This window comes from Nocardiopsis lambiniae (assembly GCF_031845465.1).
GTDB classification, from domain to species: domain Bacteria; phylum Actinomycetota; class Actinomycetes; order Streptosporangiales; family Streptosporangiaceae; genus Nocardiopsis; species Nocardiopsis lambiniae.
In genome coordinates this window covers 18,782-36,437 of the sequence record NZ_JAVREP010000021.1, presented here as the reverse complement: position 1 = coordinate 36,437, position 17,656 = coordinate 18,782, and the positions used below count along the sequence as shown (strand labels likewise).

The following is a 17,656-nucleotide window of genomic DNA, read 5'->3' as shown; positions in this document are numbered from 1 at the left end:
AAGCGTCACCGGCGGGAGAAGGGCCCGGGGAGCGCGCCCCCGCGGCGCCCCTCCGGACCCTTCGTCGTCCTGCGGCTACTTCTCGTCGGACCTGTCGGCGGGGTCGTCGACCACCTGGCTCCAGGGGTCACCGCCGGCCTGCGGCATGGGTCGGGCGGCCCTGGGCTCCTCCGCCTCGGATTCCTCCGCCTCGGGCTTCTCGGCGGCGGGCGCCTCGGGCCCGGCGGCCTTCGGCTCCGACTTCCCGGTCCCGGATCCCGGTTCCGGGGCCTTCGTCCCGGTGGACCCGGGCTCCGGGGCGTCGGGCCCGTCGCCCCCGGCCCCCGACCCCTCGGTGTCCTCCTCGTGGGGCGGGCCCCAGTGGCGCACGTCCCGGCGGATCACCTCGACGGTGTCGTCCAGGATGCGGCGCAGGTCGTGCACCGCGGCCTCGCCGACCGTGCCGGCCTCCCGGGCCACGTCGCGCACCCGGTCGCTGAAGTCGTGCAGGGCCTGCTCGAACTCCGAGGAGCGCTCGGCGCCGCCTCGGCCCCAGACGGCACCGAAGGCGCCGAAACCCTGGGCGAACCGTTCCCACTCGCGCGACCAGCGGGTGCCGTCGTCACAGGAGCGGTCCCGCTCGCGCTCGTCCCGGGTCTCCTCACCGGACCGGGCCTTCTCCCCTCCGGGGGACTCCTCCCGTTCGGCGGTCGGGGTCTCCTCGTCGGGGGTCTTCGGCGCCGTCCGCTCGGAGGACGCGCGTTCGGAGTCGGCGCGCCGAGCGCCGCCCGCCGCGAACTTCAACTCCTCGCGCAGCGAGCCGATGGTCTCGCGCACGTCCTTTTTGACCGCCCGCGCGATGTCGCGCACCGAGTCGGTGATCTCCCGCTCCAGGTCGTGCAGATCCCCTTCGCGCGCCCGCAACTCCTCACGCCCCTTGTCGGTGAGGCTGTAGACCTTGCGGCCCCCCTCCTCGGTGTGGGTGACCAGGCCCTCCTCCTCCAGGCGGGCCAGCCGCGGGTAGATGGTGCCGGGGGAGGGCGAGTACACGCCCAGGAACCGGTCCCGGAGCAGGCTGATGATCTCGTAGCCGTGCCGAGGACTCTCGTCCAGCAGCTTGAGCAGGTAGAGCCGCAGCCTGCCGTGGCCGAAGAAGGTGCTCATTCATGCCCCCTCGGGGATCGCGGCCGGGGTCTCGGGCGCGCGGCGCAGCAGCGCGGTCCGGCCTGAGGCGGAGTTGATGGTGATGGTCGCGGGATCGACGCCGCCGCCGATGCGTCCGCTCAGGACGGTGCGGGCGCGCCCACCGCTCCGCTCCAGACCGAAGTCGGAGTCCACGGTGGCGGTGGCGGTGCGGATCTCCACCGAGGCGGAGGTGTCCGCGGGCACCCGCAGCGCGATCTCGCCGGAGACCGTGTTGAGCCGGACCCGACCGGCCGGGGCCACGTCGGTGTCGGCCAGCACGGAACCGGACACGGTCTTGGCGCTCAGCGAGGCGACGCGTCCGCCCGCCACGGCCAGTTGTCCGCTGACGCTGTTGAAGGTCAGCCCGCCCTCGACCCCCCGCAGGGAGGCGTTGCCCGAGACGGTGTTGACGTCGGTCTCGCCGCCCGTCCCGTCCAGGGTGATCTCGCCCGAGGCGGTCTTGAGGCGGGTTCGAGAGCCCACGCCGGCCACGACGATCGGTGCGCTCATGGTGGCCACCTCGACCGGGCAGTCCCGGGGGACGCGCAGGTTCACGGTGGCGCTGCGCCGCCGCATCTGCTTGTATCCGCCCAGTTGGACCGGGCGCAGCCGTTCCAGCAGTCCCGATCCGGTCAGGTCCTCGTAGTGGATGGTGAGGATCCCCGCCTCCTGGATCGCCAGGAGGGGTTCGCCGACGATGTCGGTGACCTCGAAGGTGACCGGATCGTCGGTGGGGATGATGTTGACCTGACCGCCGAGGATCCGGACCCGCAGGGCCACGATCCCGTCGATGGTCTGGGTCGTCGGCCTGTCGATGGTCCAACGTGCCATCGTGTGCACCCCTTCGCTCGCTCTGTTGTCTTCACGATATGTCGCGAGTCCGGCGAACTCAAGATATGTCGCGGATTCTCGGGGATGCGTCCGGGTTCTCCCCGAGACCGGACCCGGGAACGCCGAAGGGGCCCGGGAGCTGAACTGCTCCCGGGCCCCTTCGAAGGCGGTCCCTACTCCTCGTCCTCGTCGTCCAGCCGGGCCAACCAGGTGGCCAACCGGTCGATCGGGGTCTCGAACTCGGGGTTCACGTCGGTGAACGTCCGCAGCTGCTCGGCGAGCCAGGCGAAGCTGACCTCCTCCTCGCCGCGGCGCCGTTCCAACTCCTCGATTCCGCGATCCGTGTAGTACACGAGGCGTCCCTAGTCCGCGGGCGGGAAGACCGTGTCCACCAGGGCGCGCTGCTCCGCCTCGTGCCGCTTGGCCGAACCGGCCGCGGGGGAGGAGGAGGCCGGACGCGAGATCCGGGTGAACGGGCGGTCGAGCTGCTCGGAGAAGACCAGGGCGACGAACGGCCACGGGCCCATGTTCGCCGGCTCCTCCTGGACCCACAGGACCTCGCCGGCGTCCGGGTAGGCCCTGAGCTGCTCGCGGATCTCCTCGATCGGCAGCGGGTAGAGCCGCTCCGTGCGGATGATCGCGGTGTGCTTGTCACCGCTCTTGCGACGCGCGGCGTCCAGGTCGTAGTAGATCTTGCCCGAGCACAGCACCACGCGGCGGACCTTCTCCGGGGTGATCGAGTCGTCCGTGATGAGCGGCCGGAAGTGCCCCGAGGTGAACTCCTCGGTCGCCGAGGTCGCGGCCTTCAGGCGCAGCAGCGACTTGGGCGTGAAGATGACCAGCGGGCGCTCGAACGGCGACTTCGCCTGCCAGCGCAGCAGGTGGAAGTAGCTCGCCGGGGTGCTCGGCATCGCGACGGTCATGTTCTCCTGCGCGCACTGCTGGAGGAACCGCTCGATCCGGGCCGAGGAGTGGTCCGGGCCCTGGCCCTCGTAGCCGTGCGGCAGCAGCAGGGTGACGCTGGAGCGCTGGCCCCACTTCTGCTCGCCGGAGCTGATGTACTCGTCGATGATGGTCTGGGCGCCGTTGACGAAGTCGCCGAACTGCGCCTCCCACATCACCAGCGCCTCGGGGCGGGTGAGCGAGTAGCCGTACTCGAAGCCCAGCGCCGCGTACTCGCTCAGCAGCGAGTCGTGGACGTGGAACTTCACGGTGCCGTTGTCGAACTGCTTGAGCGGCGTGTAGGGCTCGCCGGTCTCGCGGTCCACCAGGGCGGCGTGTCGCTGACCGAAGGTACCGCGACGGCTGTCCTGGCCGATCAGGCGGATCGGGTGCTCGTCCATCAGCAGTCCGCCGAAGGCCAGCAGCTCGCCGGTCGCCCAGTCCACCGCGTCGTTCTCGACCATCGTCGCCCGGCGGGTCAGCTGCGGGGCCAACCGCGGGTGCGGGGTGAAGCCCTCGGGCATGTTCACCTGGGTGTCGATGATCCGCTTGACCGCCTCCGCGCTGATGGCGGTCTCCACGGAGGAGTGGTCCAGGCGGCCCTCGGTGAACACCTCGGGCTTGACCACGGCACCCGGCTCGATCGGCTTCCTGTCGGCCTCACGGGTCTCCGTGAAGGCGCGCTCCAGTTCGGTCTGGTAGTCGCGCAGCGCCGACTCGGCCTCCTCCACCGTGATGTCGCCGCGGCCGATGAGGGCCTCGGTGTACAGCTTGCGGGTGGAGCGCTTGGCGTCGATGACGTTGTACATCAGCGGCTGGGTGAACTCGGGGTTGTCCCCCTCGTTGTGGCCGCGGCGCCGGTAGCAGACGAGGTCGATGACGACGTCCTTGTTGAACGCCTGGCGGTAGGAGAAGGCCAGGTGCGCGACCCGGACCACGGCCTCGGGGTCGTCCCCGTTGACGTGGAAGATCGGCGCCTGCACCATCCGCGCCACGTCGGTGGCGTAGACGCTGGAACGGCTGTCGGACGGCGAGGTGGTGAAGCCGACCTGGTTGTTCACGATGATGTGGACCGTGCCGCCCGTGCGGTAACCCCGCAGCTGGGACAGGTTGAGGGTCTCGGCGACCACGCCCTGCCCGGCGAACGCCGCGTCACCGTGGATGAGGATCGGCAGCACCGTGAAGCCGTGCGGGCCCTTGTCGAGCAGGTCCTGCTTGGCGCGGACGATGCCCTCCAGGACCGGGTCGACGGTCTCCAGGTGGGACGGGTTCGCGGCCAGGGAGATCTGGATCTTCTCGCCCTCGCGGGTCTGGAAGACGCCCTCGGTGCCCAGGTGGTACTTGACGTCACCGGAGCCGTGCGCGCTGCGCGGGTCGAGGTTGCCCTCGAACTCACCGAAGATCTGCCCGTAGGACTTGTCGCAGATGTTGGCCAGCACGTTGAGGCGACCGCGGTGGGCCATACCGATCATGGCCTCGTCCAGCCCGCTCTTGGCGGCCTTGGAGATCACACCGTCGAGCAGCGGGATGAGGGACTCGCCGCCCTCCAGGGAGAAGCGCTTCTGACCCACGTACTTGGTCTGTAGGAAGGTCTCGAACGCCTCGGCGCTGTTGAGCCGGTGCAGGATGTGGAGCTGCTCGTCACGTTCGAGCTTCTCGTGCTCGCGCTCGACGTGCGCCTGGATCCACTCCCGCTCCTCCGGGCTCTGGATGTGCATGTACTCGATACCCACCGTGCGGCAGTAGGTGTCGCGCAGCACGCCCAGGATGTCGCGCAGCTTCATGACCTGCTTGCCGCCGAAGCCCCCGGTCGGGAACTCGCGGTCCAGGTCCCACAGGGTCAGGCCGTGCTGGAGCACGTCCAGGTCCGGGTGCTTGCGCTGCTCGTGGTCGAGCGGGTTGGTGTCGGCCATGAGGTGGCCGCGCACGCGGTAGGCGTGGATCAGCTCCTGGACCCGGGTGGTCTTGTCGAGCTGGGTGGCCGTGTTGACGTGGATGTCCTGCACCCAGCGGACCGGCTCGTAGGGGATCCGCAGCGAGTTGAAGATCTCGTCGTAGAAACCGTTCTCGCCCAGCAGCAGCTGGTGGATGCGGCGCAGGAACTCACCCGACTGCGCACCCTGGATGATGCGGTGGTCGTAGGTGGAGGTCAGCGTCATGACCTTGCTGATGCCCAGCTCGGCCAGCGTGTCGGCGGACGCGCCCTGGAACTCGGCCGGGTACTCCATCGCGCCGACGCCCAGGATGGTGCCCTGGCCCGGCATGAGGCGCGGGACCGAGTGCACGGTGCCGATGCCGCCGGGGTTGGTGAGGCTGATGGTGGTGCCCTGGAAGTCGGGCACGCCCAGCTTGTTGGTGCGGGCCTTGCGGACCAGGTCCTCGTAGCCGCTCCAGAACTCCATGAAGTCCATCTCGTCGGACTTCTTGATGGAGGGCACGACCAGCTGACGGGAACCGTCCGGCTTCTGGAGGTCGATCGCCAGGCCGAAGTTCACGTGCTTGGGCTTGGCGACACCGGGCTTGCCATCGATCTCCGTGTAGGAGTGGTTCATCTCGGGCATGGCCTCCAGGGCCTTGACCATGGCGTAGCCGATGAGGTGGGTGAAGGAGACCTTCCCACCACGGCCGCGCCGGAGATGGTTGTTGATGACGATCCGGTTGTCGAAGAGGAGCTTGACCGGCACCGCGCGCACACTCGTCGCGGTGGGCATGGTCAGGCTCGACTCCATGTTGGTCGCGGTGCGCGCGGTTGCTCCGCGCAGTCGCTCCTCGTCGACCCGGAGGGCCTCGTCCGCGTTCTCGGCCACCTTGGCGGGGGCCGGCGCGGCGGGCTTCTTCTTCTCGGGTGCGGCGGTGGCGGTGGTGGCGGCGGGGGTCGTGCCACTCTGCGCCTTGGCGGTGGCACCCCCGCCCTTCGCACCGGCCGCCTCCGCGGTCTTGTAGTCGGCGAAGAAGTTCCACCAGGCCTTGTCGACCGCGTTCGGGTCGTTCAAGTACTTCTGATAAAGCTCCTCGACCAACCACTCGTTGGGACCGAAGTCTGTCAGGGGTTGAGACGCCTCAGACGACACGGCGGAGATCGCCCACTTCCGCAGCTCGCTTGTCAATGTGTAGGAAGACGGGTGGCTGCCGGCTGGCGGGCTCAACGAACGAACAAGGGGCTCTCCGCATGGCGGAAGGCCAGTCTGACCAGGCCGGCACTCGTCGGGTACCAGGCTACTTGTACCGGCATCCTCTCGGGGAACACGAGCCTTGTTGAAACTAGGAGATAGCTAACATTTTTTCACAATCCCCTTGCCACTACGTGTCGGTAACTATGCGTAACGTGCTCAGGATGTCTGGTTTGTGAGTGTTTGTGGGCTTTCTAAAGTGTGAACCCGTTGTCCGCCATCGGCCGGCCTCGATGTGTTCTGTACCACTCTCGATATCGAGATTCCCCGGGAACCCGATCCCGCGTCGCCCCGTCGGAGTGGGTGCACGCGACCGGGCAGGACGGCCGGGTCCCATCGCCGACGTTCCCAGCGGGAGCGGTGGGACCCGGGCCCGGTCGTCGCACTCTTCCACCGTCCCCACCACCTTTCCCTCCTGTGACGGTCGGCCGCGCTCGTGAAACGCCGGTGAACCGCGCCGAGGATGTGCGGATCTGTGCGCTCTTCGGAGTTCTCCCACGCCGGAGCGCCTCCCGTGCCAAGATCGCGATACGCGCACAGAGGATCACGGCAGGGGTGGGAGAAGCCCATGAAGGGCCTGGGAGAACTGGAAGCCGCCATCATGGACGCGCTGTGGCGCTCCGACGAACCGCTGCCGGTGCGGCTCATCCACGAGACGATGGTCTACGACCGCGAGATCGCCTACACGACGGTCATGACGGTCGCCGGGATCCTCTTCAACAAGGGCCTGCTGGACCGGGAGAAGCGCGGCCGGGCCTGGGTGTACTGGCCGCGCGAGTCCCACGCCGAGTACACCGCGCGGGTCATGGACGAGATCCTCGACACCGGTCCCGGGCCCGAGGCGACCCTGCGCAGCTTCGTCGAACGCTTCAGCGACGAGGAGATGGCCCACTTCCACCGGGTGCTCAGCCAGGTCCGCCTCAACCGGGGCGTCGCCAGCTAGGAAACCCGGGCCGGGTCACGGGAGTCGGCGCAGGCGGCGCACGCCCGGAACGGCCAGCGCCATCAGGGTGGCCGCCACGGTCAGCGCGGCCGTCAGCTTCAGCGCCGGGCCCGCTCCCACCGAGGCCGCCACCGGGCCGATCGCGATCTGCCCGATCGGCAGCGCCGCGAACGATCCCAGGGCGTCGTAGGAGTACACCCGGGACAGCCGGTCCGCCGGCACGTTCTCCTGCACCGAGACGTTCCAGGCCACCTCGAACTGCTCCATGGCCATCCCCGAGACGAACATGGCCGCGAGCAGCGGCAGCGGCGAGGCCGGCAGGGACAGGGCGTACAGCGGCACGGCCTGGACCGCGACCAGCGACACCCCGAACACGAGGGCGCGGCGCGGCAGCCACCGGGCCGCCAGGAAACCGCCCGCCAGCATCCCGGCGCTCTGCGCGGCCAGGATCAGCCCCCACGTGGCCCGGCCGAAGGTCTCGTCGGCGATCGCCGGCCCCAGCACCGCCACCGACGCCGACCAGGCCGCGTTGGTCACCGTGAACTGCGCGACGACGATCCACACCCAGGACCGGGCGGTGAACTCGCGCCAGCCCTCCACCAGGTCGCGCAGCACGTTCGCGCGTTCCGCGCCGCGTTCGCCCGCAGGGATCCGCAGCGTCAGGAACGCCGCTCCGGCCAGCGCGTACAGGACGGCGTCGAAGGTGATCGACCATCCCGGGCCGACGAACGCCACCGCCGCTCCGCCCAGGGACAACCCCATGACCGTCCCGCCGTTGCCCGCCAGCCGGATGACCGCGTTGGCCTGTTGGAGCAGGGAACGGGGCACCGTCTGCGAGGTCAGCGCGGCTGCCGCGGGCAGGTTCACCGCCGCCGCGGCCCCGTTCGCCAGGCTCAGGACCACCATGAGCGGCAGCGACGCCGCCCCCGTCAGCAGGGCGGCGCCCAGGACCCCCTGGGAGAGGGCGGCCAGCGCGCACCCGCCGCGCAACACCAGGGAACGGGGGAGCCGGTCCGCGATGATCCCGCCCACCAGCAGCAGGACGATGTTCGCGATCGAACGCGCGCCGACCACCAGACCGACGTGGAGCAGGGAACCGGTCACGTCCAGTACGGCGAACGCCAGCGCGACGTTGGCCAGCCCGTTGCCCAGGGACATCAGCAGTCGACCCGTGGCCAGGGCCCGGAAGGGGCCGTAGCGCAGCGGCGCACCCATCCCGGTCGTGCGCCCGGTCTCCTCGATGCCCGTCATGCCCGCCCCGTGCCCGTGATCCGCTCCCGGGCGATCATCCCGGGTCACGGAGCGGGCGTCGAAGCCTTCACGACAGCACCCAGCTGCGGCCCTCCGCGGCGAGCTTCTCCACCAGGGTCGCGCTGTCGTGCTCCTTGGCGAACAGGTGCTCGGGCCGGGTGATCGGCACGATCCACAGCCACCGCACCGGGTCGCCCTGGAAGGACAGCCCCGACGTGTCGGGCGGCACGTGGTCGGCGCGGGTGACCAGGGAGGAGGGGTCCTCCAACAACAACACGGCGCCCGCGCCCCGACGCATCGCCCGGTCCTCGGGGTTGTCCAGCCACTTCACCGTGTGCCCGGTGCCGAACCAGGTCACCGCCCGCCAGGGAAAGGCCCCGATCCAGCGGAAGATCCGCGCGGCGTGATGCGCGGGCATGGTCGTGGCCAGGGCCAGTTCCACCCGCGCGTAGCGGGAGGTGTCGGCCATGTACCGGTCCAGGGTGGGCATCCTCTGCCCGCACATGCCCACGGTCGACAGGATCGTGAACGGCCGGTGCTCGGTGGGCGGGCGTTCCGAGACCCGCAACAGGGGCGGGTGGCCGTCGGACACGTCCCAGTAGTGGCCCGCCTCGCCCACGGTCCGGTTGAGATGACCCAGCACGGTGCGCTGCACGCTGCGCCACGCCCCCGAGGCCCGACGCCAGTCCCAGTAGGCCTCGGCGTGCACCACACGCGGCCACAACTGGCCCTTGAACGGGTCCAGCTCCCAGGCGTAGGCGCTGCGCCCGATCGCCTCGCGCGCGTAGCCGGGCAGCCCGCTGTCCGCCTCGGCCCACCCGGGGATGACCGCGAGCAGACCCTCCTCGTCGACCAGGGCGACCCCGTCGCCCTCCTCGAACCACACGGCGCGCAGGCACGAGGGGTCGAACCGCGGGCGTCCCTGCGGATGCTTGGTGTGCCCCTCGGGCATGAGCGGTGCCCGGCCCTCGAACAGGCCGCCGCCCTCACTCGTGCGCGGGGCGATCTCGTGGTTGGCCAGCCATACCGGGACGCGGATGCGCCCACGGGCGTCCAACAGGTAGGCGGCCGTGGTCCGAGAGTCGCATTCGACGACGACCCGGCGGCTCTGGTAGGGGCTGATCTCGTCGAGCAGGACCTCGATCCCGGTCACCGGCCCTCCCGCGTGCCGATCGACGCCGTCGGGCCCGAACCGACCCGTCCGCACAGTGCGTAGAATCGACGGTAGTGCCCTGACAGGCGGAGCCGCACCGCAGCCGCGTATAGGTCGTATAACGACCCGAGCCGCCGCCTTCCGCACCGGGCCGAGACCATCGACTCCATCCCTTACGGACTCTCTATGCCCGCCGAGCTCACCTTTGTCGCCCCCCGCCGTGCCAAACCGCCACGGCACCTGGCGGACCTCAGCCCCGAAGAGCGGGCGCGTGTCGTCGCGGAACTGGGGGAGAAGCCCTTCCGGGCCAAGCAGATCGCCAAGCACTACTTCGGCGGACTGGAGTCGGACACCTCGGCCATGACCGACCTGCCGGCCGAGTCCCGCGAGAAGCTGGGCGAGGCCCTGCTGCCCCGACTCCTCACGCCGGTCAAGCACATCACCTGTGACAAGGGGATGACCCGCAAGACCCTGTGGAAGGCGTTCGACGGGGTGCTGTTCGAGTCGGTGCTGATGCGCTACCCGGACCGCGTCACCCTGTGCATCTCCTCACAGGCGGGCTGCGGCATGAACTGCCCCTTCTGCGCCACCGGACAGGCGGGGCTCACCCGCAACCTGTCCACCGGCGAGATCGTGGAGCAGGTCGTCGCCAGCGCCCGCGACCTGGCCCGCGGCGAGGTCGCCGGCGGTCCGGGACGGATCAGCAACATCGTGTTCATGGGCATGGGCGAGCCCATGGCCAACTACAAGCGGGTCCTGGAGACGGTGCGCCGCATCACCGACCCGGTCCCCAACGGGCTGGGCATCTCCCAGCGCGGCGTCACCGTGTCCACGGTCGGTCTGGTCCCGGCGATCGACAAGCTCATCGCCGAGAGGATGCAGGTGCGCCTGGCGATCTCGCTGCACGCCCCCGACGACGAGCTGCGCGACGAGCTGGTGCCGATCAACACCCGCTGGAAGGTCGCCGAGGTGCTCGACTCCGCCTGGCGCTACGCCGGCACGACCGGCCGCCGGGTGTCCATCGAGTACGCGCTCATCAAGGACATCAACGACCAGGCGTGGCGGGCCGACCTGCTCGGGAAGCTGCTCAAGGGTCACCTGGTGCACGTCAACCTCATCCCGCTCAACCCCACGCCGGGGTCGAAGTGGACGGCGTCCCGGCCGGAGGACGAGCGCGAGTTCGTCCGTCGCCTCCAGGCGCACGGCGTTTCGGTGACCGTGCGCGACACGCGCGGCCAGGAGATCGACGGGGCCTGCGGCCAGCTCGCGGCCACCGAGAGCTGACCCGGCCGGGCCCACGGTGGTCGAGACCGGGCTGGCCTTCGTCGTCGCCCTCGCGGCCGGGCTGGTCCCGGTCCTCAACATCGAGGTCTACCTGCTGGGCGCCGTCGCCCTGACCGACGACGGGGCCCTGGTCGCCATGGCGGTCGCCGCCGGGCTGGGGCAGACCCTGGGCAAGCTGCCCTACTACTACGCGGGCCGGGGGACCCTCTCGGCGCCGTGGCTGCGGCGCAGGACCGAGACCCCGGGCAAGTGGACCGAGCGGGCCGCCCGATGGCGCCGTCGCGCCGAGGAGCGCCCGCTGTGGGGGGTGGGCCTGCTGGCCCTCAGCTCCTTCGCCAGCATCCCGCCGTTCATGGTGGTCTCCGTGCTGGCGGGTGTGGTGCGGATGAACGTCGTCCTGTTCTCGGTGGTCACCCTCGCCACCCGCACCGCCCGTTTCCTCATCATCGTCCTCGCCCCCGCCTGGGGGCTGTCCTTCCTCCCCTGAACCGCGCGCCGTCCCCGGGACGGGGCCCGGGGACGGCGCGGATCAGGCGGTGGTCAGGTCACGGCGGCGGAAGCCCGCCAGCGCGCCCGCGAAGGCTGCGACGACCGCGGCCGACGCGATCGCCACCGGGACGACGTCGAAGTCGTCCAGCGGCGGTCGAGGCAGGATCCCGAACGCGCTCAGCTCCAGCGCCCAGTCCGGCATGCCCAGGAGCGCGCCGAGCATGGTGGCGAAGACGCTGTAACCCAGCCACACCCACACCAGCGAGGTCAACCGCGGCGCCACCCCCACGACCAGGGCGGCCAGCGCGCCGAACGCCAGGGCCATCGGCAACTGCGACAGCACCGCCTCCAGCATGGTGCCGATCCACGAGGAGTCGTCGGTGACGGCGAACGCGCCGACGCCGATGCCCAGGCCGCCCAGGACCACGATGAGGGTCGCCGACAGCACGCTCACCGCGAGCGCGGCGCCGTACCAACGGATCCGGCCGACCGCGGTGGCCAGCACCACCTCGGCCCGCCCGGCCGTCTCCTCGGACCGGGCGCGCAGGACCGACAGCGCCGCGTAGGCCCCCGCCGCCATGATCACGTAGCCCGACATGACGCTCAGGAAGCCCGCGGTGGCGTCGGCGGAGGCGTCACCCAGGAGCGCGACGATGTCGGGGTTCTGTTCGAGCATCCCCTCGACCTCGGTGGCGAGCGTGCCGAAGGAGACGGCGAACAGGAAGACCGCCACGCTCCAGGCGATGATCGCCCCGCGCTGCTGACGCAGGTGGAGCGCGAGGACCCCGTTCAGCAGGGGTCCTGCCGCGGCCGGCCCCGGGCGTCCCGGGATCAGTCCGGCGCCCAGGTCCCGGCGTCCGGCCAGCGCGTAGGCGACACCGAACAGGAGGACGATGGCCAGCGGGTACAGGGCCATGGGCCACCAGCGCGGGTCGTCGAAGATCCGGGTCTGCTGTACCCAGGCGAACGGGGACGCCCAGGACAGGGCGTTGCCGCCCTCCTCCGCCAGGTCGCCGACCACCCGGGCCATGAACAGGACGCCGACGGCCAGGAACGCCAGTCCGGAGGCGGCCCTTCCGTGTTCGGTGAGCTGGGCGCACACCGCGGTGATCGCCCCGAACGTGAGTCCGGCCAGCCCCAGGCCCAGGCCGTAGACCAGCGAGTCGACGGTCTCCAGGCCGTAGCCGGCCATGACGGCACCGGTCAGTCCGCCGATGAGCAGGTTGATCGAGGCGATGGTGACCAGCGCCGCCGTCATCTGGGCGCCGGAGCCCAGGACCCCGGCCCGCAGCAGCTCGGCCCGTCCGCTCTCCTCCTCCGCCCGGGTGTGGCGGATCACGTGCAGGATGCTCATCACGGCCAGGGCGATGAGCAGGCTCATGGTCATCTCGTTGACCATCATCGGACCGAGCGTGTAGTCGTCCAGCCCGTAACCCGGACCGCCGAAGACGACACCGGTGGGCGTCTCCATGAGAGCCGCCCGCGCCTGGCGCTGGGCGGGGGTCGAGAACGTCTCGTCGAGGGTGGGGACGGTCATGGCGGTGACGCCGACCAGGGAGAGCGTCCATACCGACAGGCGGACGCGGTCGCGACGCAGGATGAACCGGGTGAGCGTCCCGGTGCCGGTGAGGGCGCTCATTTCGCGCTTCCCCCGTCACCGTCGAGGACGGCCGTCCCGTCGCCGTAGTGGCGCATGAACAGCTCTTCGAGCGAGGGCGGATTGCTCACCAGGGAGCGCACGCCCAGCGCGGTGAGCGCGCGCATGACGGTGTCGACGTGCTCGTTGTCCACGTCGAAGGAGACCCGGTCGCCGTCGGCGGCGAGACCGTGCACGCCGGTGAGCGCCCCCAGGGCGCGGGGGTCGCCGATGACCGTGGCCCGGACCGAGGACCGGGTGAGGTGTCGCAGGTCCTCCAGGGTCCCCGACTCCACGGTCCGGCCCTGGCGGATGATCGTGACGGTGTCGCAGAGCTTCTCGACCTCGGACAGGATGTGGCTGGACAGCAGCACGGTCCGCCCCTGTTCCTTGAGTTCCAGGACGCACCGCGTGAACACGGCCTCCATGAGCGGGTCCAGGCCGGAGGTGGGTTCGTCGAGGATGAGCAGCTCGGCGTCGGAGGCCAGCGCCGCGACCAGCGCTACCTTCTGCCGGTTGCCCTTGGAGTAGGTGCGCGCCTTCTTGGTGGGATCCAGCTCGAAGCGGGCCAGCAGGTCCTCCTTGCGGGCCTTGTCGAGCCCGCCGCGCAGCCGCCCGAGCAGGTCGATGGCCTGGCCACCGGTCAGGTTGGGCCACAGGGCGACGTCGCCGGGGACGTAGGCCAGCCGCCGGTGCAGGGTGACGGCGTCCTTCCAGGGGTCTCCGTCGAGCAGGCGAACGGTTCCCCCGTCCGCCTTGAGCAGGCCGAGCAGGACACGGATGGCGGTGGACTTGCCGGAGCCGTTGGGGCCGAGGAAACCGGCGATCCTGCCGGTCTCGACGGTCAGGTCCAGCCCGTCCAGGGCCTGGAACCGGCCGAAGTACTTGTCGACGCCGCGCGCGTCGATGGCGGGTGATGCCATGGTGGGGATCTCTTCTCTCTTCCGGTGGGGGGACGCCCGAGGGCCTGGTGGGTCAGCGGGACCCCTCGGGCGGGTCGCTGACGTACATCAGGTAGGCGTCGAGCATCTTCCGGTCGGTGAAGAGGCCTTCGCAGTAGAGCTCCAGCGCGGGAAGCATGTACTCCTCCGTCCACTCCTGGAGGAAGCGCGAGAAGTCGACCCGTTCCTCCCCCGGCCGCTCGGCGAGGGCCATCAGGAGCGATCCGCTGATCATGTTCGCCAGGAACCGGGCCCGTTTGCGCGGGTCCCGGCTGGGGCGGATGTTCCCGGCCTCCTCCCCGGCGGCGAGGTACTCCTCGACGTCCCGGACCATCCGTTCGTGCAGGGACAGGCCGAGGGGGCCGCCCTCCTGGAGGGAACGGATGATGTAGGCCATCAGAGGGGCGAAATCCTCCAGATGGGACAGGTGGCGGAAGGAGCGCATGGGATCGGGGGAGGTCACCGATTCCATTTTGGCCTCGTGGATGATCGCGAAGACGTGATCGTCGCAGGCCTTGCGCAAACCCGCCTTGGAACCGAAGTGGTGGATGACCAGGCCGGGGGACACCTCCGCCTTCTCCGCGATGGTCCGCACGGTCACCTTGAACCCGTGATCGCCGAAGCACACGACCGCGGCGTCGCGGATCCGGGCGCGCGCGGTGAGGTCGGTCGAATCGGTTGAACCCATGTTCAATAGATTAAACAGATGTTCAGCCGGATGGCAAGGGGGTCGTCGTACACTCGTGGCACGGCGCCTCCGGGCGCCCCGTGTCGACGAGGAGAGGTCCGATGGTGCAGGTCGCGGTCGCCCAGTTCGCCCCCGGTCAGGACAAGGCCGAGAATCTGCGCTCGGTGGCGCGGCTGGCCGCGCGGGGCGCGGCGCTCGGGGCCCGGGTGGTACTGCTGCCCGAGTACACGATGTTCACCGCGTCCCGTACCGACCACCGCTACGTCGAGGCGGCCGAGCCCCTGGACGGGGCGTTCGTCTCGGCCGCCGCCGACACCGCCCGCCGCGAGGGCGTCCACCTGGTGCTGGGCGTCAACGAACGCACCGGGGACGGAACGCACTTCGCCAACACGCTCGTCGCGCTCTCCCCGGTCGGGGAGAGGGTCGCGCTCTACCGCAAGATCCACCTGTACGACGCGTTCGGTGTCAGGGAGTCGGACGTGGTCGCCGCCGGACCCGTGGAGAAGCCGGAGACCTTCACCGTCGACGACGTGACGTTCGGCCTTCAGACCTGTTACGACCTGCGCTTCCCCGAGATCACCCGACGGATCGCCGATGCCGGGGCGCACGTGGTGCTGCTGGCCGCCCAGTGGGTGCCCGGTCCGCTCAAGGAGGAGCACTGGCGGACCCTGGCGCGCGCTCGGGCGGTGGAGAACACCGTCTACGTCGCCGCGGCCGGCCAGTCGGCGCCCACGGGCGCGGGCAACAGCATGATCGTCGACCCCATGGGAACGCCGATCGCGGCCTTGGGGGAGCAGACCTTCGAGGTCGCCGTAGCCGAGGTTTCGGCCGTGCGGGTGGAGGAGGTGCGGATGGTCAATCCGGCACTGGAGATGCGCCGTTTCTCGGTGATCGCGCGCGACCGGTCCCTGTAGGGCTCTCGGGAGATCCCTCCCGTATGCCGGACAAAGTGGGTGAAGATACCGAACGAAGAAGGGGTCTTCCCAGGCTTAGTTACTTAGGGTTATGATCTCCCTGCACGGAGTGATTTAGATTGGTCCGGACCCTTCCAGGTGCCCAGCGCCTCTGATTGAATAAAGAGCCGGTAACTATCGGCCCGCCAGACTGTCCTAAACCACGGGGGGAGCAAGGACATTGCGCGGAACGAGCACGATGTGCGCATCGGAAGCGGTGTCCGACGCCGCGTCCGACGGGTACGTGTACGACCCGGAATCGCTGAGCGCGGAGCAGTGCACGGGGGATGCCTGCGTCGCCTGCCACACGCGATGGCCTCGACCGAGGATCGCCCTCGGCCTTCTGCCGGACGGGGCGCCGGTGTTCGGCTGTGGTGACTGCGCGGCGCTCATCGGTGCCGGCCCGTTGGTCGCCGCCGACAGCCGGGTCTTCGCCGCCCGCTGAGAAAGAGCATGGTCGCGCTCCGGGTCCAAGGGGGAGAGACGGACCCGGAGCGCTCCCGTCGGCGCACCCGCTTCCATGGGGAGGAGGGGAATTGAGCGCGCCTTTCCCGGAATGGTCCCGAACCGACGATCGCGCCGCCGGTCACGCCCCGTGAGGGGCGGACGACATCCACGATACTCCGTGTCGTCCGTCGCCGGCCGTCGGTGAGACGCATCCGTCCGGTATTTCCTTGAACTACGAACAGTCCTGAATGTCCGTTATCCGTTGGTGGGGAAACCCAGGTCCACGCCCCCGGCCGGACGCGTCCCCGGGTCGATCCACCGGGCGGTGACCGCCTTGGTCCGGGTGTAGAAGTGCACACCCTCGGTCCCGTGCGCGTGCGAGTCGCCGAACAGCGACTGCTTCCAACCGCCGAACGAGTAGTAGGCCATCGGCACCGGGATCGGCACGTTGATCCCGACCATCCCCACCTCGACCTCGTTCTGGAACCGTCGGGCCGCGCCACCGTCGTTGGTGAAGATCGCCGTCCCGTTGCCGTACGGGTTGTCGTTGATCAGCTTCACCGCGGCGTCGTAGTCGTCCACCCGCAGCACGCTCAGCACCGGACCGAAGATCTCGTCCCGGTAGCAGGACATCTCCGGGCCCACGTGGTCGAGCACCGTCGGGCCCAACCAGAACCCGTCGCCGCCACCGCCCAGGATCGGGTGCACCCGGCCGTCCACGGCCAACGTCGCCCCCTCGCGCACCCCCGACTCCAGGTAGGAGGCCACCTTGTCCCGGTGCTCGCGCGTGACCAGCGGGCCCATCTCACTGCGGTCGTCGTCGCCGGGGCCCACCAGCAGCCGGGACACCCGCTCCTTGATCTTCGCCACGAGTTCGTCGGCGACCGAGTCCACCGCGACCACGGCGGAGATGGCCATGCAACGCTCGCCCGCCGAACCGAAACCGGCCGACACCGCCTGGTCGGCGGCCAGGTCCAGGTCGGCGTCGGGCAGCACCACCATGTGGTTCTTGGCCCCGCCCAGCGCCTGCACCCGCTTACCGTGCTCGGCCGCCGTCCGGTAGATGTAACGGGCGATCGGGGTCGAACCCACGAAGCTGACCGCCGCGACGTCCGGGTGCTCCAGCAGCGCGTCCACGGCCTCCTTGTCGCCCTGGACCACGCTGAACACGCCCTCGGGCAGTCCCGCCCGCTCCCACAGCTCGGCGATCAGCAACGACGCCGACGGGTCCTTCTCGCTCGGCTTGAGCACGAACGCGTTGCCGCAGGCGATCGCCACCGGGAACATCCACATCGGCACCATCGCCGGGAAGTTGAACGGTGTGATGCCGACGACCACGCCCAGCGGTTGCAGAATGGAGTAGGAGTCCACACCCGTGGACACGTTCTCGGAGTAGCCGCCCTTGAGCAGGTGCGGGATGCCACAGGCGAAGTCCACGACCTCCAGTCCGCGCGCCACCTCGCCCTGGGCGTCGGAGAACACCTTGCCGTGCTCGGCGCTGATCGCCTCGGCCAGGCGGTCGCGCTCGGCGTTGAGCAGTTCCCGGAACCGGAACAGGATCTGCACCCGTCGCGACAGCGACGTGTCGCGCCAGGCCGGGAAGGCGGCGCGGGCCGCGGCCACCGCCGCGTCGACCTCCTTCGGTCCCGCGAGGTCGACGGTGCCGGTGACCAGACCCGAGGCCGGGTTGTGGATGTCCCCTTGGCGCTCGGCCGGGCCCTCGTACCGGCGCCCGCCGATCCAGTGGGTGACGTGCTTGCCCAT

Annotated in this window: 15 protein-coding genes; 5 read left to right on the top strand and 10 right to left on the bottom strand. The window is 70.1% G+C overall.

Features of this window, described 5'->3' with window-relative positions; genetic code table 11:
* Nucleotides 1-75 precede the first annotated feature (75 nt).
* The 4 genes from RM479_RS22975 to RM479_RS22960 all read right to left on the bottom strand — a co-directional run bounded on the left by RM479_RS22975 (nucleotide 76) and on the right by RM479_RS22960 (nucleotide 6,008).
* Nucleotides 76-1,143, bottom strand: a complete 1,068-nt coding sequence (locus tag RM479_RS22975; protein WP_311513822.1) for a PadR family transcriptional regulator — start codon at nucleotides 1,141-1,143, stop codon at nucleotides 76-78.
* On the bottom strand, nucleotides 1,144-1,995 hold the full coding sequence (locus RM479_RS22970; RefSeq protein WP_311513821.1) for a DUF4097 family beta strand repeat-containing protein: 852 nt from the start codon (nucleotides 1,993-1,995) through the stop codon (nucleotides 1,144-1,146).
* Between the two features lie 173 nt (nucleotides 1,996-2,168).
* The gene (locus RM479_RS22965; RefSeq protein WP_274808545.1) at nucleotides 2,169-2,348 is read right to left on the bottom strand and encodes a DUF6104 family protein; all 180 of its coding nucleotides are present in this window, start codon (nucleotides 2,346-2,348) and stop codon (nucleotides 2,169-2,171) included.
* A 9-nt stretch (nucleotides 2,349-2,357) separates the two neighbouring features.
* Nucleotides 2,358-6,008, bottom strand: a complete 3,651-nt coding sequence (locus tag RM479_RS22960; protein ID WP_311513820.1) for a multifunctional oxoglutarate decarboxylase/oxoglutarate dehydrogenase thiamine pyrophosphate-binding subunit/dihydrolipoyllysine-residue succinyltransferase subunit — start codon at nucleotides 6,006-6,008, stop codon at nucleotides 2,358-2,360.
* A 667-nt stretch (nucleotides 6,009-6,675) separates the two neighbouring features.
* On the opposite strand from RM479_RS22960, the gene RM479_RS22955 reads away from it, so the two are divergent.
* Nucleotides 6,676-7,050 (top strand): BlaI/MecI/CopY family transcriptional regulator, encoded by a 375-nt coding sequence (locus tag RM479_RS22955; RefSeq protein WP_274808543.1) that lies wholly within the window; start codon nucleotides 6,676-6,678, stop codon nucleotides 7,048-7,050.
* 15 nt (nucleotides 7,051-7,065) lie between these two features.
* Here RM479_RS22955 and RM479_RS22950 read toward each other — a convergent pair whose 3' ends face one another.
* Together RM479_RS22950 and RM479_RS22945 are read right to left on the bottom strand one after the other, a co-directional pair.
* Nucleotides 7,066-8,301 carry an MFS transporter gene (locus tag RM479_RS22950; protein WP_311513819.1) on the bottom strand — a complete coding sequence of 412 codons (1,236 nt, stop codon included), beginning with the start codon at nucleotides 8,299-8,301 and terminating at the stop codon, nucleotides 7,066-7,068.
* Nucleotides 8,302-8,368: 67 nt separating this feature from the next.
* On the bottom strand, nucleotides 8,369-9,454 hold the full coding sequence (locus tag RM479_RS22945) for a suppressor of fused domain protein (RefSeq protein WP_274808541.1): 1,086 nt from the start codon (nucleotides 9,452-9,454) through the stop codon (nucleotides 8,369-8,371).
* A gap of 186 nt (nucleotides 9,455-9,640) precedes the next feature.
* Between RM479_RS22945 and rlmN the strand changes: the two genes are divergently transcribed.
* Both rlmN and RM479_RS22935 read left to right on the top strand, forming a co-directional pair.
* Nucleotides 9,641-10,738 (top strand): 23S rRNA (adenine(2503)-C(2))-methyltransferase RlmN, encoded by a 1,098-nt coding sequence (rlmN, locus tag RM479_RS22940; protein ID WP_311513818.1) that lies wholly within the window; start codon nucleotides 9,641-9,643, stop codon nucleotides 10,736-10,738.
* 16 nt (nucleotides 10,739-10,754) lie between these two features.
* Complete coding sequence (locus RM479_RS22935; RefSeq protein ID WP_311513817.1) at nucleotides 10,755-11,225, top strand: hypothetical protein; 471 nt, start codon at nucleotides 10,755-10,757, stop codon at nucleotides 11,223-11,225.
* 42 nt (nucleotides 11,226-11,267) lie between these two features.
* Here RM479_RS22935 and RM479_RS22930 read toward each other — a convergent pair whose 3' ends face one another.
* The 3 genes from RM479_RS22930 to RM479_RS22920 are packed head-to-tail and all read right to left on the bottom strand — an operon-like array spanning nucleotide 11,268 to nucleotide 14,492.
* Complete coding sequence (locus RM479_RS22930) at nucleotides 11,268-12,866, bottom strand: ABC transporter permease (protein WP_311513816.1); 1,599 nt, start codon at nucleotides 12,864-12,866, stop codon at nucleotides 11,268-11,270.
* A complete protein-coding gene (locus RM479_RS22925; RefSeq protein WP_311513815.1) occupies nucleotides 12,863-13,786 on the bottom strand; it encodes an ABC transporter ATP-binding protein in 924 nt (307 codons plus the stop codon). The genes RM479_RS22930 and RM479_RS22925 overlap by 4 nt, the downstream gene beginning before the upstream one ends.
* Before the next feature lie 52 nt (nucleotides 13,787-13,838).
* Nucleotides 13,839-14,492, bottom strand: coding sequence for a TetR/AcrR family transcriptional regulator (locus RM479_RS22920; protein ID WP_311513814.1), 654 nt, complete (start codon nucleotides 14,490-14,492; stop codon nucleotides 13,839-13,841).
* A 101-nt stretch (nucleotides 14,493-14,593) separates the two neighbouring features.
* On the opposite strand from RM479_RS22920, the gene RM479_RS22915 reads away from it, so the two are divergent.
* Together RM479_RS22915 and RM479_RS22910 are read left to right on the top strand one after the other, a co-directional pair.
* A complete protein-coding gene (locus RM479_RS22915) occupies nucleotides 14,594-15,406 on the top strand; it encodes a carbon-nitrogen hydrolase family protein (protein ID WP_311513813.1) in 813 nt (270 codons plus the stop codon).
* 238 nt (nucleotides 15,407-15,644) lie between these two features.
* The gene (locus RM479_RS22910; RefSeq protein ID WP_274808534.1) at nucleotides 15,645-15,890 is read left to right on the top strand and encodes a hypothetical protein; all 246 of its coding nucleotides are present in this window, start codon (nucleotides 15,645-15,647) and stop codon (nucleotides 15,888-15,890) included.
* A gap of 257 nt (nucleotides 15,891-16,147) precedes the next feature.
* Here the strand turns inward: RM479_RS22910 and RM479_RS22905 are convergent, their stop codons facing one another.
* On the bottom strand, nucleotides 16,148-17,656 hold the full coding sequence (locus RM479_RS22905; protein ID WP_311513812.1) for a CoA-acylating methylmalonate-semialdehyde dehydrogenase: 1,509 nt from the start codon (nucleotides 17,654-17,656) through the stop codon (nucleotides 16,148-16,150).

Excerpts from the sequence above, each read along its gene's own strand:
- RM479_RS22975 (WP_311513822.1), bottom strand. The coding sequence starts at position 1,143 with ATGAGCACCTTCTTCGGCCACGGCAGGCTGCGGCTCTACCTGCTCAAG.
- RM479_RS22970 (WP_311513821.1), bottom strand. The coding sequence starts at position 1,995 with ATGGCACGTTGGACCATCGACAGGCCGACGACCCAGACCATCGACGGG.
- RM479_RS22955 (WP_274808543.1), top strand. The coding sequence starts at position 6,676 with ATGAAGGGCCTGGGAGAACTGGAAGCCGCCATCATGGACGCGCTGTGG.
- RM479_RS22950 (WP_311513819.1), bottom strand. The coding sequence starts at position 8,301 with ATGACGGGCATCGAGGAGACCGGGCGCACGACCGGGATGGGTGCGCCG.
- rlmN (WP_311513818.1), top strand. The coding sequence starts at position 9,641 with ATGCCCGCCGAGCTCACCTTTGTCGCCCCCCGCCGTGCCAAACCGCCA.
- RM479_RS22930 (WP_311513816.1), bottom strand. The coding sequence starts at position 12,866 with ATGAGCGCCCTCACCGGCACCGGGACGCTCACCCGGTTCATCCTGCGT.
- RM479_RS22925 (WP_311513815.1), bottom strand. The coding sequence starts at position 13,786 with ATGGCATCACCCGCCATCGACGCGCGCGGCGTCGACAAGTACTTCGGC.
- RM479_RS22920 (WP_311513814.1), bottom strand. The coding sequence starts at position 14,492 with ATGGGTTCAACCGATTCGACCGACCTCACCGCGCGCGCCCGGATCCGC.
- RM479_RS22915 (WP_311513813.1), top strand. The coding sequence starts at position 14,594 with ATGGTGCAGGTCGCGGTCGCCCAGTTCGCCCCCGGTCAGGACAAGGCC.
- RM479_RS22910 (WP_274808534.1), top strand. The coding sequence starts at position 15,645 with ATGTGCGCATCGGAAGCGGTGTCCGACGCCGCGTCCGACGGGTACGTG.
- RM479_RS22905 (WP_311513812.1), bottom strand. The coding sequence starts at position 17,656 with ATGGGCAAGCACGTCACCCACTGGATCGGCGGGCGCCGGTACGAGGGC.